A 15,998-nucleotide genomic window follows, 5' to 3' on the forward strand; every position below is an offset into this window, starting at 1 on the left:
ATAGAAAACCTTTAGGAGTTTTGAGCAGAGAAAATTATCAAAAAAAATTAAAATACTGTAAAAACAAGTCTTCATGAAATACAAAGATCTTAAAGTAGGCGTAGTGGGAGGTTCCAGAGGATTGGGAACCTGGTTGGTGAAGTTTTTTAGCACGCATGGGTTTAAGACTTATTCAACTTCCAGAACAGGGAAAACAGATTTTGACACTAACAGGGAAATGGTGGAGTACTGTGATATCATCATCATAAGTGTTCCAATTTCGGCTATGGCAAGTGTATTGGAGGAAGTATACCCCTACATGCATGGGAAAATATTGTTGGAAGTCTGTAGTGTAAAAAAATTTGTGATTGACAAGTATGAGGCTTTAAAAGAAGATTATCCAGAAGTAGCTTGTGAATTTCATTCCATTCATCCGATGTTCAGTCAGAGAATAAAAAAACTCCGGGGCCAGGTAGTTTTATTTAATTATTCCGATGGATCGAACTTTTTTATTCCACACCTTTCTAAATTACTATTGAAGGAGGGCGCTGTATTATACGACCTGGATTATATCAAACACGATAAAATAATGGGTGTAGTGCAGGGCTTAAATCACTTTAATGTATTTGTTAGTGCCAGAGCCTTGAAAAATGTGGGCAGCTCACTTGGGAGAATAAAATACTTTTCCTCCCCGCCATATAGAATTTTCCTCATATTTTTTGCCAGATATGTATTACAGGATCCACGCCTTTACGCAGATATTCAGATGTATAATGAATTTGTGCTGGAGGTGCTAAAGATATTTAAAGAAGAAGTAAATAACTTGTTTAGCATAATCGAAAGAAAAGACAGGGATGGATTTATCAATTATGTGGAAGAAACAAGGAGCTATTTTGAGGAAAACCAGGAAGATACCGGAATATCCAACCATTTAATTGAGCAGCTTGGCATTTTCATTAGTAAACAACAGGCTGAAAAAGATATAAAATCCTAAAAGAATTGAATTGTTAAGGAATTTAAATGGGAATAATGTAAATAGGCAAAATTATTTATAGAGGGTTATATTGCATGAATAATATATTATCTTTTTAATAATAGGGCAGGTTAATTCTGAATGATTTAGTTTTGCCCCCGAAAATATTTTTCGGCCAAAAAAGGATGTTTCTGAAATTTAACAATACCATCCATAAATTTTTTAGTCTGTCTTAAATTATAGGTTGGTTACTACCATGCGATATTTAGTTGTTTTAATCCTATTTGTCTGCTGTAATTATAGTTGTACTTCACCTCCTGTAGATGTAGAAGAAATCCGTGAGGAAGTGGTGGAAGTGGAACGCTATACATCATTTGTAGATCAATTTGCCGGTACCACAGGTGCCCTGGCTTTCCCCGGTGCAACATTACCTTTTGGGATGGTACAGGTTAGTCCTGAGACGGGTATTAACCGGAGAAATAGAAACTCAGGTTATCAGTTAAACGATTCTACAATTTTCGGTTTTACACACACTCATCTCAACCGAAAACCGGTAACCGATTTAGGTAATTTGCTCATGATGGCCGGAAACAGTAAAAAAGGGAAAGTAAAGCATTCTGCAAAAGCATATTCTTCTTTTACCCATATTAATGAAAAGGCCGAACCAGGATATTATGCTATCAGGTTAAATGACTACGAAATAAAGGCTGAAGTCACGGCCACCAAGCGGGTAGGTTTGCACAAATATATTTTTCCGGCAGACAGTAATTCTTTTATTTCATTCGATTTAGGGTTTGCAAACAATCAGGTGAAACCCAAATCAACAGCTTTTATCATGACCGGGGATTCGTTAATTACGGGTTATAGAGAATTAACAGGACTGGTCACAAATTACAAGATATATTTTGCCATTCAGGTTTCCAAACCATGGAAAAGCTACAAAATGTACAGAAATGGTTTTGCAGTGGGAAAACCAAAAGTTACCAAGGGAAAGGATACCAAGCTGGTATTAAATTACGCAACTGAAAAAGGAGAGAAGCTATTGGTGAAAATAGGATTTTCCTACGTAAATATTAAAGGAGCAATTCATAATATACAGCAGGAAATTCCTCACTGGGATTTTGATTTAATCAGAAAAGCAGCACTTGGGGTGTGGGAGGAAGAATTGAGCAAGATGAAAGTTACTTCCCAAGATTCCATTTCTAAGAAACTTTTTTATACAGGAATATATCAAAATCTGCTGGCCCCAGTGGTTTGTAGCGATTTTGATGGAAGTTATAACAATTACCAGAAAAGCAGTGTCAATCCCGTAAAGTGGGAAAATGATCAGTATTGTACTTTTCCATTAACTCAGATATCCAAATCTGGATTTACCCTTTTGTCTATTCTAAACCCGAAAAAGGCCAATGAAATTTCCACTTCTATTCTAGACTACTATGTGATGAATGGGAAATTGCCTGAAAATACTTTGTTTGGACGAGAACTGAACAGAAAAGGGAAAAACTTCAGTGCAGTAGCGATTCTATCCGAAACCTTTTTAAAAGGGATTGGTGATTTTGATATTGAAAAAGCCTACCAGATTATAAAAAATGAAGGCGAAAAATATGCCTATCAGAATCGATTGAAAGCGGAAAACATGACTCTGGTGGGAATTGGGAGAAGTGCTGGTGTTCCTCCGAATCATATTGATGATTCATACCTGAACTGGTGTGTGGCGGCATTTGCAGGCGGCTTAAACCGGGAAAAGGATTATTTAAGTTATCTCGATCAGTCAACCAGGTATATTTCCAGGTATGATTCTGCCTCAGGGTTTATTTTAAATGAAGAAATAAAAGAAACTGAAAACCAACAGGAAATAGCTAATGCCTTTTCTCTTTCCAATGTTAATAATTGGGAGCGGACTTTTGGTGTAAAACATGATTTTACCGGCCTGGTGGAAATTGTGGGTGGGGCAGAAAATTTCAATATGAAGCTGGATTCTTTTTTTTATGTACAACCTGCAACTACGGAAGATTCATTAATTAGCAGTTTTCCTGGTTTATATAACCATCTCAATCCAAATGTACAGCATATGCCATACCTGTATGATTATGCCGGATCTCCGTGGAAAACACAGGAACTGGTGAGAAAAATTATGACTACATTTTATCCGGTCAGTTTTGCCTTAAAAAAAAATGAAAGTGATTATGGCCAATTGATGTCATGGTATGTGTTTGGAGCACTTGGTTTTTATCCGGTGAATCCTACTGATGGATTATACTTTTTCGGTTCTCCGATTTTCGAAAAGATAATTATTGATATTAATGATACAAGAAAATTGGAGATTGTGGCCAATAATGTGAGCACCGATAATAAATATATTCAGGCTATTTTCCTAAATGGTAAAAGGTATCGTAAGCCTTTTATAGCACATAAAGATTTGATTTTAGGAGGAAAATTGGAATTTGTAATGGGGAACCAGCCCAATAAAAACTGGGATTTGGAATTGGAAGCCATTCCTCCATCCCCAAGTCTTGAGGTAGCCAGCCTTACCAAATAAAAAATAAATATAAATTGATCTAATCCTGCTTGAATTTCAGTTTTCAAAAAACCGGACCATATGGAAGAGGATTCATATTTTACCATTAAGGCAGTTGCTGAAGGAATTTACAAAGAAAAAGGAAGTAAGTTTTATGCTTTTGCCTATCCGGTTTCTAATGAAGATGAAATAAAATCCTGTCTTCAAGAATTGAAAAAGCAATACTACGATGCCAGGCATCATTGCTATGCTTATATCTTGGGAAAAGATAAATTGAATTACAGATCGAATGATGATGGAGAACCGGGGAATTCTGCGGGTCCTCCAATTTTAGGACAGATTCGCTCAAAAGAGCTCACAGATGTTTTGGTGGTGGTGGTGCGCTACTTTGGAGGAACTAAACTGGGAGTAGGGGGATTGATCACGGCATATAAAACTTCCACTCAGGAAGCGCTTGAAAATGCAGAAATCATTACTAAATATCTGGAAAAGGAATTTAAAATAACCTTTGAATATCCCCAAATGAACGATGTCATGAAACTGGTAAAGGATTTTGACTTAAAAATATTGGACCAGTATTTTGAACAAGACTGTGTGATGAGGCTTATTGTGCGGGAAAAATATGCAAACGAGCTTGAACTTAAGTTAAAGAAAATTGATGGGCTAAGACTTAAGGTTTATTAATTTCGATTTTGCTTATTTTAATGGAAATTTATTCCCCGGACTACTGTTATTTTTGCATGTAATTTCCAGCTTACAAACTAAAGCCTGACAAACAATGATTAGATATTTAATTAAAGAGCTAAAAAGTTTTAAACATGCTTTTGCAGGCATAAAATTACTGAGTAGTGATCATAATTTTTATTTCCACTTTCCGGTTGGAATGTTTGTTTTATTACTGGCATTTTTATTCCAACTAAATACCATGGAGTGGCTTTGGGTAATTCTTGCAATCGGTTTGGTCTGGATTACAGAGGCATTTAATACCTCTATAGAAAAATTAGTAGATTTGGTGAGCCCAGAGTATAATGTTCTGGCAGGAAAGGTAAAAGATATTGCTGCTGCTACAGTTTTTCTTGCTGTTATTTTCTCCGGATGTATAGGCTTAATTATTTTCGTTCCACACTTTATTGAATTTTTCAATTCATTTACTTCATGAAATTTAGCTTACCTAAGCTCAATTACTACAGGTTCCTGACCTGACCCAACTTTCACTTTGGCGTTGGCAAAACTTGGTGGTCCGAACTTCCCTAAAACATTGTTGCTAAACCCGAAGGGTTCTTTAGGGATGCCTATGAAGTTTTTGTCCAGCTCATCATTATCATTCACATCATGAAAGATACTAATGGCATAATAACCTGCAGGCAATTCTGAAATGTTAATTTTTAATATATTGGAATCTACGGGTACAGAAATGGCCTTGTACATAATATCAAGGTAGGTATCTTCTTCATTGTAAACAGCAATCATTATTTTTCCTGATTGTTGCTTAATTTCTTTAATTACCAATTGTAATTCATGTTCACCCGGATTAATTTGGACGGGTGAAAAGCCAGAAGACACCAAAAATAAAATACCAAAAATTAAACTCTTCATTTTTCCATATAATGTTTCTATAACCAGAACACGGCAAGTCAGGGCATTGTTTAAAAAAAATCAAATTTTGATTGATTCTATCTTCTGAATTGTAGGATTAACCAATAACCCATATATTTAAAAGATTTATTTGGTGATGGACTTTAATCAGCATAATGACCAGTTAAGTTCATAAAATTGGGGGATTATTGAGAGGATTAGGAAAAATTCAGGAGGTTATTTTAAGGTAAAATGAATAGCGTTTTTATTAAGGCATTTAAAATCAAAAAGGAAAATGGATGGTTTATCAATTCCCTATTCTTCCATCAATTTTTTATTGGAGCCGGACTTGCTTTATTTTTTCTAGCTTCAAATGCATTGTTTCTTTCCGAAGTTTCAGCCGAGAACCTTCCTTTTGTTTACCTGTTTACAGCCATTATTTATATTGTAACCGGACGCCTTTATAATATTCTGATTCAGGTAGTTAAAAAGGAAAAGTTATTCCAAATTGTAATCCTTGGAATGTTCCTTTTAATTTTTTTCATGTACTTTGGGACAATAAGTATTCATAAAGTCTGGTATTTATTTTTCCTGATGGTGATGTACAGGATCGTGTATCTCATGTTCCATTTGGAATCATTTGGGCTATCCTCATTATTATTCGATTTAAAGCATAGTAGCAGCCTGTTGGGGTGGACTGCTTCCGGAGATTTGCCCGGTCGATTCATTGGTTATTTATCGATTACTTCTCTGTTAATAGTTTTTGATCTTCCCACCATTATTTTGGTTTCAGCATGCTTTATCCTAATTTCCTTTTTCTTTTTAAACAGAATTCTAAAAAAGCCGGAATTTTCCACCACAGAGAGTACGCCTACTATGGAAAAGGTTCAATTAGAGCCTGAAATCAATGTTTTTAAATTTTATTTCGGTGATAAATACCTTAGGATTCTATCCCTCTTATCTGCTGTAATTGCCTTAACAGCTATTCTTATTGACTTTTCATTCATCAATGATTTACAACTTAAAATCAGGACAAGTAAAGGAATAGCTGAGTATCTGGGGTACTTTTTCAGTATAATTTGTCTGGCTACTTTTATTATCAAGTTTGTATTTTCCAAAAAAGTAGTGGGGAAAATTGGAATCAGAACTGCTCTTTATGTACTGCCGGTAATGCTGACCATAGTTTCCGTTTTGATTTTTTATTTTAACGGTCTTGCTGAAAGGGAGGGGGGGCATTCTCTTTTGCATTTTGGTGCCCTTGCGCTTATTTTCATGGTGTTTAAATATTCTCTAAATGAGCCAGTATTTATTTCCCTATTTGAGCCTCTAATAAAGCTTTACAGATTACCGAATTTTATAATTTTAAAAACAGTCATTGAACCTGTTGGAATATTAATGGCTGCTCTGCTTTTAATTTTTACTCAATTCAATGCAAGTCTCAATTTTTATGAACTGCAATATTTTTTGTTGGCCTCAATAGGTATCTGGTTATTAATACTCATTATTAATCATCAAAATTTCATTAAAATTTTTGAAAGTGCACTGGAAGTTAGGTCATTAGAAGGCCCCGAATTGGCCATAAAAGACAAGGACATTCTTCAGATTTTGGAAAGTAAACTTGAAGCTAATCATTCAGAAGCAGTAATTTATTCCATAGAACTTTTACATAGGTTTGACCCTAGCCATATTGATGGCCGTTTAACACTTTTGCTTTCCCACCCTTCAGAGGAAGTTCAAATTCATGTAATAGAAAAAATAAAAGCACTAAAACTAGAAACCCAGCTAGATAATGTACTGGATATTATAAGAAAAAACGGGGATGTAAGTCCTAAGGTAAAAGCAGCAGCCATTAAAACTTTTTCTATTCTGAAAAAAGAAGCCATAGAGGAAATAAACCTTTATCTGGAAGATTCGGAACCCCCGATTCAAAGAGCAGCAATACTAAGCCTGCTCCAATTTGGGACCGAGGATCAGCAAATAAAAGCCAAAGAAAAATTATCAAACCTGATCAGTTCATTTACCCCGGAGGATCAGATTCTTTCGCTTGAGATTATTGAAGAATTAAATGATTGCGAATACTGTGATGTAGTACTTGGTTTTTTGGAAAACAAAAATGAAAGGGTGGTAAGGAAGGCGGTGCTTGTTTGTGGGAAATTACATGATAGTATTTTTATTCCCTTTTTGATTTCCATGATTAAAGGCAGTGGTTATTATAATGAAGCCATCATTTCTCTGGTGCAATACAAGGAAAATGCCCTACCGCTAATAAAGGAAGAATTTGGCATGTATAAGCATACTAAAGAGCGATTTATGCTTCGCTTATGTAAAGTGTGTGGCCAGATTGGGGGAGATAAAGCTTCTGAAATACTCTGGTGGGTGGTAAAATTCCCCTGGCTTGATTTAAAAATAGAGGCGCTGAATGCCTTAAAAATAGCAGGTTTTGAAGCGAAATTAAAGGAAGATTATTATCAGGTTACCGACCAACTGGAAAAGTTGTTTCGGCAAATTTTCTGGTTGCACAATGCCATTATGCTTTTAAATAAAAAAAGGGGATTTGGTTTATTACTCGATGCGCTTCAAAAAGAACTGGAAGAAGAAAAAAAGAAAATTAAAACCCTATTGTCTTTTCTATTTGTCTCGCGGCCTGACGAGTACAAGGAAATTTTACATTTACTGGGATCAATTGAGAAGGAAGACAGACTTAAAGTTATTGAAACACTTTCTCAAATGTTGCCTGCATCTACCGTGGAAAAACTCATTGTAGTGTTGAACGGGAATACAAAACAGATTCGGAAAACCAGGCTTTCCCGGTATTATTCAGATCAATTGTTGGATGAAATAACCGTGGTCTTTATTATCCTTCAAGGCGAAGAAAGAGAAAGTAAGTTCAGCAGATGGACGCAGGCTACAGCTTTATATTCATTAGCGGGTTCCTTTTACCCAAGTCTGCTCAAGGCTTTTATTCCTTATCTGGAAAGCAACGATTTGTTATTTTCACAAGCCGCAGGTCACACCATTATAGAGTTTTGTAAAGATCGATTCTTTAAGATCGGTGAATTTTTAGAAGATGTAGTAGAAGACTCCATGCAAATGAAAAAACTAATTAAGAAGATGGAAAATCAACAAAGTAAATTACTGGAAATTGAAAAGGTAATTATTTTAAAAAGTACTTCAATATTTTCGGAAACTCCAGAGAATGTTTTGATTGATATTGCCACCATCATTACTGAAGAAAGGGTTTCTGAAGGTACTGAGATATTTAAAAAAGGGGATAGAGGTGATTGTATGTATATCATTTATGAAGGTCAGGTGAAAATTCATATAGACAATTACCCACTCAATACTTTGGTTAACAGGGATTTCTTTGGGGAATTAGGCTTGCTGGATGAAAACCCCCGCTCGGCAAGCGCCATGGCTGAAAAGAACACGCTATTGCTCCGCCTTGACCAGGTTGATTTCTATGAGCTAATGGCCCAAAGACCAGAAGTAGCCAAAGGGATTTTACAGGTGCTATGTAACAGGATCAGAGCTCAGGATGCCATGATAACCGATTTACAAAAAAACAGAAAACTGGAAAGAATTTAACTCACGATTCTTTGCTTTACGGTCATGGTTTAAGAATAAGAAGTAATACCGTTTGACTTATCATCTATGGTTTTGAGATTGTTTTTATTTTGATAATCCAAAAGGCCTGGCTCTCCCTTTTGGGTTGCCCAGTTTTCCAATTCTCTTCTTTCATCGTTGTAATCAAAGAATGGCACTGCCATGCCACAACTATTCTGAACACTTTCGATTTTCAATTTGATAATTTGTCTTACCCCATCAATAGGATTAAATTTTGAAAAATAGTCTTCCCATTCAGCATCCTTTTTAAGGATGACTTCCCCTTTTCCATACATTCTCAGAATATTGGGTTTTCCCTCAAAAGCGCACATCATTATGGTTAACCGCTTGTTTTCCAGAATATGGCTGGCCGATTCATTGCCACTGCCTGTAAGATCAAGGTAAGCCACTTCATTTTCGTTTATTACCCTAAAGCTGTTCATTCCTTTTGGAGAAACATTTATTCTTCCTTCAAATGGTGCAGTGGCGGTAAAAAATATGTGTTGGCTGGCAATAAAATCAATGTCTTTTTTTGTCAGAGTATTTGAAAATTTTCCCATTAGGATTATTAATTTAAGTCAGTAAAAAAACAACTCTCTTCACCTGGTTAATGGTTAAGAGTATATTGGGTTTTATAGAATTAATCCTGTCGAATTGCATCCACTGGATTTGCTAAAGAGGCTTTCAGGGATTCATACCCAACTGTAACAATAGTTAAAATAAATACAAATAAAATGGCCAATCCAAAAATCAACCAATCCAAACCTACATTGTAAGCAAAGTTTTGCATCCAGTTACTCATTAAGAAATAGGAGGATGGAATAGCAATCAGTGCTGAAATAAATATTAAAAAACTAAAAGTACTGAATAATAATAGAAGCATTTGAAAAACAGTGGCCCCCATTACTTTTCTTATCCCTATTTCTTTTGTCCTTCTTTCAGCAAGGTAGCTTGCTAAGCCAAATAAGCCAAGACAACCAATGGAAATCGCCAGGATTGCAAAGTTCTTGGACAAATTTGCCATGCGTCTTTCTGTCTGATACATTTTCCCAAACTCCTCACTTAAAAACCAATGATCGAAACCAATTCCCGGAAGTACATTTTTCCAGGTTGCTTCAATAAATTCCAATTTTTCCTGAAATTTTCCTTTAGGCAATTTTACATAAACAATTTTATCCATTGGGTGCGGCCTGGCACTAATCACTAAAGGCCCGATATTCTGATGGATACTTCGGTATGGAAAATCTTTGACTACACCAATTACACTTCCTGTAAGCTGCCCTTTTTTGGTTTTTACTGTGGTATTCAGAATTTCCTCCGTACTGATTCCTAAATGTTTAACAGCGACTTCATTCAGGATAAAAGCATTAGAATCTGTTTCAATATCTTTTGAAAAATCACGTCCATTTACAAATTCAAGGTTGTAAGTCTTTGGAAAGTCAAAATCTACACTTAGCTGGCTCCAGTGGACTTCTTCCTCTTTAATTTCTGGAAACTGAAAATTTGAATGGATTCCGCCAAAATAGTTTTGCCTGGGTAAATGGTTTCCAATGGTTACATGCTCAAGACTGGCATCTTGTAATAATTGATTTTTTAACGACTCATACTTTTCTGCCGGGGCTGTACCTCCATATCGAATAGAAACAATTTGTTCCCCATTTTCATTGAGTTTTGAATTTTGGATAAAGCTCATTTGTTTCATGATCAATCCGGTACAAATTATTAGAATAAGAGTAATGGAAAACTGAACAATAACTAATCCTTTTCGAAACATCTCTGCAGGTTTCCCCGCCACAAACTTTGATTTTAAAACCTCTACCGGCTTAAAGGATGATAAATAAATGGCTGGGTAACTTCCTGAAACAATAGCCACAAATAGAATTATTCCTATGAGAGAATAAATTATGAGGGGATTGAAAAGAGATGTGAAGGAGAAACTCTTTTCAGCCATTTCATTGAAATGTGGCATAAATACCAGCACCAGAAAAAGGCTCAAAATCAGGGCAAAAATGGTAGTGATCAATGATTCATTAAAAAATTGAAGCATTAACTGGTTTTTTGTACTTCCAAATGCCTTTCTTAGTCCCACTTCCTTAGCTCTTTTTGCCGATCTGGCAGTGGCTAAATTCATATAATTGATACAGGCAATTATTAAAATGAGCAGGGCAATTGTTCCGAAAATAAGTACATAATCAAAATCCCCTGATCCTTCCAGGGACCACATAATTTCATTGTCGAAATGAATATCAGTTAATTTTCGAAAAATAAGTGAAACATTTGCAGATTCTTCATTTAAATTAGATTGTAAAATTTGGTTGAAGGTCGCTTTCACCTGATTGATTGGGGTGCCTTCTTTTAAGACAAAATAAGCCTCAAGATATCCATCATTCCAGTTTGTTTCAAAATAATTGTCATAATCTTCACCAAGGATTGGTCTTAAAGATTCCAGATTAACCAGGTATTTCGGTTTAATATGAGAATTGGATGGATAATCATCCATAATCCCGGTTATTTTCACACTAAGGGGTTGTCCATCAGTGATCCTTGGATGTTTTAAATTAATCATTTTTCCTATAGGGTTTTCATCCCCAAATAGTTTTTGAGCTTCTGTTTTGTTTATTACCACTGAATTGGGATGTTCAAATACAAATTCGGAGTTACCCCTCAAAATTGGAAAGTGTAAAACTTTTGGGAAAGTTTTGTCTGTCCAGAATAATTCCTCTGTGAGTATAATTTTTTCTTTTTCGCTATTTTCGATTGAAACTGGGTAGCCTACCCAAAGTGTTCTGGCAAATTCCAATACTTCTGGAATCTGATTTTTCATTTCTTTTGGCCACACTCCGGGCACTCCGGGACTGTCATATTCATCTCCGTCCTCGGTTTTCAGGTGATAACCCATTCGGTAAGTATCCTGCGAAAAAGGATGAATTGAGTCATAACTAAGTTCATCAATTACATAAAGAAATATAAAGATGGAACTTGCCAAACCAATAGCCAGCCCACAAATATTGATTAGCGCAAACCCCTTTTGTTTTGAAAAGGTTCTTAACGCTATAGTAATGTAATTTTTAATCATGACATCTGATATTAAGTAGTAATTCCAAATTAATTGTGTATTATTTTGCCATAAAAGACTGCTAGAGAAATTACTGTTTCTCAGAAATAATAGCACGGGTGCTTATTTTGGACTTAAGGAAGCTGTCTAAACTAAGACTTTTCGACTACGATGCACAGGTTTTGTACAAAGATTTTCCGGTTTTCCCTTAAATACACTCCATTATTCACCTAAAAAAATGAACTACCAAAATCTAATTATTTCCGGCTTGAAAACCGGAATTTCGATAAATTCAAAAAATAAAATTAATAAGAAAGTGTAAACTTAAATTTTATTTTAAGACACGCCAACCGGATAAGTAGCAGGTAAAGACAAAAAAATGTTAGTGCCTCATGGTCAAATTGGATTATTCGGAGTTTTAGAGAATTTTTTCTTCCCCGTAGAGTTAAAAAATAAAGAAGGATGGAATAGACTGTGACTTTACCAAAGTATTGACGAATACTTTTACAATATACCTTCTAAACTTGCTATATTGAAACTATCTTTTGAAGTCATTTCTATTAGTTTTTAGCAATATTCTATAACTATAGTTTAAAATACCCACTAAAAAAATGCCCATAGATTTTCTAAAACAATACTTATCGCGAGAGGATTGGGAAGAATTAGAATTATTTAAAATCAGAACTGAGCGTGAGCAAAATTTGCCTATTCACCAATTTTATGGCAGTCATTATTTAAATAATATTCCTCCCAAACAAAAATTTTTGTTTTTAGGAAGAAAGGAAGAAGTAAACCAGGCCCTTAGTCGGTTGGTGAATAAAACACCCATTCAGTTTTATGGAAAGCCGGGCTGTGGAAAAACTGCTTTGTCCAATAAAATTTACGAATTATTAAAAGAACTCAATTCTGATATTCATCCCTTTGTTTTTAATGAAAGTACGGTTTCCTTTCAATGTATTCAAAGGACACTTGAAGCATTTTTGTTGGAAAGAAAGGAGAATTATGATGTGCTTGAAAAGCTAAAAACCTTTAAAAAGGGAAAGGAAAAGGTTAAATTTCTATTGGAAGAAATAAAAAAAGATACAGAACCTGTTATCTTTTTTGAAAATATAGATTTTCTGTTTGCTGGGAAGGGGCAATCTGTTCATCCTCAATATGTTGATGTTTTTGATTGCATAAATTTATTTATGGAAAGCAATCTTTTTGTAATAATAAATGGGCAACGAAAAATTGAAAAACATTTTGAAAATTTACATTCAATTTCCTGTGAAGAAATTTTGTTTGTAGATTTTATAAAAATTCTTTTCACTCAGAGTTTCCCTGAGTCATTTTGGGAAATAATAGAAAAAGAAACAGAAAAACATCATTCTAACTTTCCTCTTGAGTTTCTTTTTACCAGTCTTAATAAAAATTTAAAATTGTTGAATTTGTTAAGGGTGATTGGCAACCAAACTCCAAATGACTTAACAGCCACATTAAATTCCATACTTGGAATTGCAGACAGAGGAAAGCTGGAAAATTTAGAGAATGAAAAACACCATATTCTTGTCGAAAAAATAATCACCGGACAAATCATACAACACCTTGATCAACAAGAGAAAATACTCCTTAAGGCCATCGTCATTTTCAAAATTCCTGTCAAGGAATTAGGACTGAAATTACAAATCCAAGACAGTTCTGGATTTGAAGGGCATTCTCCTGAGGAAAGTTTACAGAAACTCCAGGAAAAGGAAATCATTAATACAAAATCGGATGTTTTTTCCGGAGATTTATATTATGAGGTGGACAGTTTTATCAAAAAAGAATTGAATTTTATGGATCTTTCCAGTGATCTGTTTGAAAATTCTTTAGAAAAGGCTGGCAAGTATTTATTGTCTGATGCTGAAAACCTGATTTTCGGAATTGCTAATTTAAAAGAAGCTTTTGAAGTATATTATAAGTTAAAAGATAAGCCCAGACTAAGCTTAATTTCCATGCATCTGATAGGTTATCATTTTAAATTGGGATATTTTGCTACCGCATATTATTATGGCATCAAAACTTTTCAATTATTTGGAGAAGATACAGATAAGGAAGTTTTATTTTTATTAGGAAGGATTTTTAAGATTTTTAAAAAAGCTGAAGATGCTAATTTTTTTCTTGAAAAAGCTTTGACCAAATTTAGAAAGGCTGGTTTAAAACCACAAGAAGGAAAAGTGTTGCAACACCTTTCTATGCTGGCCAGTTTAAAGAAAAATATTCCCAAGTATCTGGAATATGCACTTGCTGCTTATAAGATTGCCCTTGATTTAAAAGATGTAAAAAGTACTTATCAAATAGGGAAAATTCTCGGACGGTTTTTATATACTACCGGAGAAAAAAATGGAGGTATAAAAATATTGAAACAAAGTTACCAGATTGGTATTCAAAGAGGATTTGTGGATGTGGGAGAAGTGGAAATGTTTTTGCGAGAAAAAGGAGAAATGTAATTTACATAAAAATCTGAAAATCAATATCTTATTTGGAATAAATAAAATCCTTGTTTAATAAATCTAATTGCTTTAAAAGCTATCTTTATTTCCTATTCAAACAAGTATTCAGTGCTTGTTCACCTTAAAAAACCTTTAAGTTTTACTGATTAAAACCTATCCTCTTATTAAGTTGTAAAAGGCTTATGTGCTTTTACAATTTCCTGACTTGCCCGAGTTTTTCCTATAAAATATTCTTTGCATTTTATTTAGTAATTTTTTTAATAGCTAAACAATTTTGGTTAAAATTGGGCTTAGGAAATTACAATAAGCAAAGTACCTGTTTCCCATTTTAAAATTAATGTGACTTTCCTGGTTTGTGGCGTACCAAACATCAGAGTTGTTTGATTTGAAGAAAACAACAAGGTTCCATCACTGGATTGAGAGGGAAATTTTCTTTCTCATATTCCAAGGTTTAATAATTTGAAGTTTTTATAATAATGAAGAAAACGGTAATAGGAAGGATTGATAAAATAAATTTACCCGAACTTAAATTATTTGAAATTGATGCAAAAATTGATACAGGAGCTTATACAAGTGCTATTCATTGCCATCATATTTCTGTAGTAAAAATGGATGGAAAAAATGTTTTGCATTTTAAACTATTAGACCCCTTTCATCCGGACTATAATGACAAGGATTTCTATTTTGAAAGGTTTACCACCCGAAATATAAAAAACACTTCCGGTATTCCTGAGGAAAGATTTACCATTAAAACGGTTTTGGAGATTTTTGATGAAAAGATTGAAACAGAATTTTCTTTGACAGACAGGGAAAAAATGAAGTATCCAATTTTATTAGGAAGAAGATTTCTTTCTGGAAAATTTATTGTTGATGTAGAAAAAAAAGACTTATCATTTAAGCAAAAAAAGAAATAATGAAAATAGCAGTTTTGTCCCGAAATAAAAACTTATACTCAACCAGGAGATTACTGGAAGCTATAGAACAAAAAGGCCATACAGGAGTAGTAATCGATCACCTAAAGTGCGATATTATTATGGATGAAAAAGGGCCAAATATTTTTTTTAATGGAAGTACCCTTGATGATGTAGATGCGGTAATTCCAAGGATAGGGGCCTCAGTTACATTTTACGGAACTGCCGTAGTAAGGCAGTTTGAAATGAAAAAAATTTTTAGTGCTGTTGATTCTTTGGCAATTACAAGGTCGAGGGATAAATTAAGAAGCTTACAAATACTTTCCAGAGCGGGTGTAGGTATGCCTAAAACCGCTTTTACCAATAATTCTAAAGAAGAAAATAAGGTTATAAAGCACATTGGAAAAGCTCCAGTGGTAATTAAATTACTGGAAGGAACTCAGGGGCTGGGAGTGGTTCTTGCTGAAACTGATAAAGCAGCAAAATCAGTAGTAGAAGCTTTTGACAGCCTGAAAACAAGAATTATAATGCAGGAATTTATTGAGGAAGCCGGTGGTGCAGATATCAGAGCCTTTATTGTGGATGGTGAAGTTGTTGGGGCAATGAAAAGACAAGGGAAGGAAGGGGAATTCAGGTCAAATTTGCATAGAGGAGGCTCAGCGAATGTAGTAAAGTTAACAAGAGCACAAAAGTCGAGTGCTTTAAAAGCGGCAAAAGCCATGGGTTTAGCCATTGCCGGTGTGGATATGATTGAATCCAAAAGAGGTCCCCTGGTTTTAGAAGTAAATTCATCACCTGGGTTGGAGGGGATTGAAACGGCCACCGGAGTTGATATTGCGGGAAAAATTGTAGAATATATTGAAAGAAATATTTCCAAAAAAAGAAAACCAAAAGATAAGGTTAAAGCCTGACA

11 protein-coding genes are annotated in these 15,998 nt (G+C 34.6%); 8 read left to right on the plus strand and 3 right to left on the minus strand.

What is annotated here, in order from left to right:
• The first annotated feature begins 73 nt into the window (after nucleotides 1-73).
• From A3EM_RS0107100 to A3EM_RS0107115, 4 genes are all read left to right on the plus strand, one after another.
• Nucleotides 74-973: a prephenate dehydrogenase/arogenate dehydrogenase family protein gene (locus A3EM_RS0107100; protein WP_020527493.1), complete on the plus strand. Its 900-nt coding sequence runs from the start codon at nucleotides 74-76 to the stop codon at nucleotides 971-973.
• Nucleotides 974-1,208: 235 nt separating this feature from the next.
• On the plus strand, nucleotides 1,209-3,491 hold the full coding sequence (locus A3EM_RS0107105) for a GH92 family glycosyl hydrolase (protein ID WP_020527494.1): 2,283 nt from the start codon (nucleotides 1,209-1,211) through the stop codon (nucleotides 3,489-3,491).
• A 60-nt stretch (nucleotides 3,492-3,551) separates the two neighbouring features.
• A complete protein-coding gene (locus tag A3EM_RS0107110; protein WP_020527495.1) occupies nucleotides 3,552-4,154 on the plus strand; it encodes a YigZ family protein in 603 nt (200 codons plus the stop codon).
• A 94-nt stretch (nucleotides 4,155-4,248) separates the two neighbouring features.
• Nucleotides 4,249-4,629, plus strand: a complete 381-nt coding sequence (locus A3EM_RS0107115) for a diacylglycerol kinase family protein (RefSeq protein ID WP_020527496.1) — start codon at nucleotides 4,249-4,251, stop codon at nucleotides 4,627-4,629.
• Nucleotides 4,630-4,637: 8 nt separating this feature from the next.
• Here the strand turns inward: A3EM_RS0107115 and A3EM_RS0107120 are convergent, their stop codons facing one another.
• Entirely contained in the window at nucleotides 4,638-5,066 is a 429-nt protein-coding gene (locus A3EM_RS0107120; RefSeq protein WP_020527497.1) for a DUF2141 domain-containing protein, read from the minus strand.
• 231 nt (nucleotides 5,067-5,297) lie between these two features.
• Here A3EM_RS0107120 and A3EM_RS0107125 point away from each other — a divergent pair, with 231 nt between their 5' ends.
• Complete coding sequence (locus A3EM_RS0107125; RefSeq protein ID WP_020527498.1) at nucleotides 5,298-8,630, plus strand: cyclic nucleotide-binding domain-containing protein; 3,333 nt, start codon at nucleotides 5,298-5,300, stop codon at nucleotides 8,628-8,630.
• Nucleotides 8,631-8,659: 29 nt separating this feature from the next.
• Here A3EM_RS0107125 and A3EM_RS0107130 read toward each other — a convergent pair whose 3' ends face one another.
• Both A3EM_RS0107130 and A3EM_RS0107135 read right to left on the minus strand, forming a co-directional pair.
• Nucleotides 8,660-9,208, minus strand: coding sequence for a pyridoxamine 5'-phosphate oxidase family protein (locus tag A3EM_RS0107130; RefSeq protein WP_020527499.1), 549 nt, complete (start codon nucleotides 9,206-9,208; stop codon nucleotides 8,660-8,662).
• Between the two features lie 80 nt (nucleotides 9,209-9,288).
• Nucleotides 9,289-11,724 carry an ABC transporter permease gene (locus A3EM_RS0107135; protein WP_020527500.1) on the minus strand — a complete coding sequence of 812 codons (2,436 nt, stop codon included), beginning with the start codon at nucleotides 11,722-11,724 and terminating at the stop codon, nucleotides 9,289-9,291.
• Nucleotides 11,725-12,314: 590 nt separating this feature from the next.
• On the opposite strand from A3EM_RS0107135, the gene A3EM_RS0107140 reads away from it, so the two are divergent.
• The 3 genes from A3EM_RS0107140 (at nucleotide 12,315) to rimK (ending at nucleotide 15,996) form a co-directional block, all read left to right on the plus strand.
• Entirely contained in the window at nucleotides 12,315-14,171 is a 1,857-nt protein-coding gene (locus tag A3EM_RS0107140; protein WP_020527501.1) for an AAA family ATPase, read from the plus strand.
• Between the two features lie 479 nt (nucleotides 14,172-14,650).
• Entirely contained in the window at nucleotides 14,651-15,088 is a 438-nt protein-coding gene (locus tag A3EM_RS0107145) for an ATP-dependent zinc protease family protein (RefSeq protein WP_020527502.1), read from the plus strand.
• A complete protein-coding gene (gene rimK, locus A3EM_RS0107150) occupies nucleotides 15,088-15,996 on the plus strand; it encodes a 30S ribosomal protein S6--L-glutamate ligase (RefSeq protein WP_020527503.1) in 909 nt (302 codons plus the stop codon). Before A3EM_RS0107145 ends, rimK begins: the two co-directional genes overlap by 1 nt.
• Nucleotides 15,997-15,998 lie beyond the last annotated feature (2 nt).

The organism is Flexithrix dorotheae DSM 6795, assembly GCF_000379765.1.
GTDB lineage: Bacteria > Bacteroidota > Bacteroidia > Cytophagales > Flammeovirgaceae > Flexithrix > Flexithrix dorotheae.